The following is an 861-nucleotide window of genomic DNA, read 5'->3' on the forward strand; positions in this document are numbered from 1 at the left end:
CTCAAGTGTGAGAAATCCGCGTCGAAGCCGTAGTGAACGTGCCCCCCAGAAACGTCTGCCCCGTGGCAGACACAATCTGCTGCTGCACATACTGCTGGTCAAACGCAGAATCCCCCAGGAACGTGTAGTCCTGCGGCTGGTCCCCCAGACGGTCCAGAAGATATTCAGACCCGTGGAACGCCGTCAGGCTCGTATAGGCCGGGTTCGTCTCAATCAGAACATGCGCATCAGGCGAAGAGTTGGGCACATACAGCGCCTTACCCGCGGGAACAGATATCTGACCAACAACCCATTTCTAGACATTAGATATAGGTCAGTTACACTTTACTTTGATTTTGCACCGGAAAGGTATTCGAAAAGAATCTTTGCAACTTAATCACGGTATCATCTAAAAATTGTTGATGCTCGGGAAGAACAGACGTCTGACCAGCATCAAGGGCTAGGGCATTGCATTCCTCAATCGCTCCCCAAAATTTACAATAAGTATCAAGCCACTCTTTTTCAGGAAATATCAGGCCAGATCTTGCGGTATCAAGCTTGTCAGCCAATACAGGAAGTGAAACCGTTCCCATCTGGTATGCACTAAGCAATTCGAAGAGATACTTAATACCCTCCAAATTTATTTTGTTATCATAGAATGGATGCATCATTTCACAGTAACTACCTTACCAGAAGAGTTAACCACCACATTCACTCCGTTGATGTTATCTATGTACTCAAATGTTCCGGAAGTATTACCCGGAACCCGTGTCCCCGTAGTAATGGTGTTTTCCACTACTGATGGCGTAACCCCACGATTTTGCATCTGATCGAGAGCATGCCCGGAATAATCCCAGAGGTGGTCCCGTCCGTTCGGACAGT

3 protein-coding genes are annotated in these 861 nt (G+C 47.6%); all 3 read right to left on the reverse strand.

Features of this window, described 5'->3' with window-relative positions; genetic code table 11:
* Position 1: 1 nt before the first annotated feature.
* Entirely contained in the window at positions 2-247 is a 246-nt protein-coding gene (locus tag AD928_RS00090) for a hypothetical protein (protein ID WP_062247306.1), read from the reverse strand.
* Positions 248-317: 70 nt separating this feature from the next.
* Positions 318-650 (reverse strand): hypothetical protein, encoded by a 333-nt coding sequence (locus AD928_RS00095; protein ID WP_062247308.1) that lies wholly within the window; start codon positions 648-650, stop codon positions 318-320.
* A partial coding sequence (locus AD928_RS14555) for a DUF4258 domain-containing protein (protein WP_156470000.1) occupies positions 647-861 on the reverse strand: 215 nt, incomplete at its 5' end. The genes AD928_RS00095 and AD928_RS14555, both read right to left, overlap by 4 nt.

The organism is Acetobacter cerevisiae, from assembly GCF_001580535.1.
Lineage (GTDB): Bacteria > Pseudomonadota > Alphaproteobacteria > Acetobacterales > Acetobacteraceae > Acetobacter > Acetobacter cerevisiae.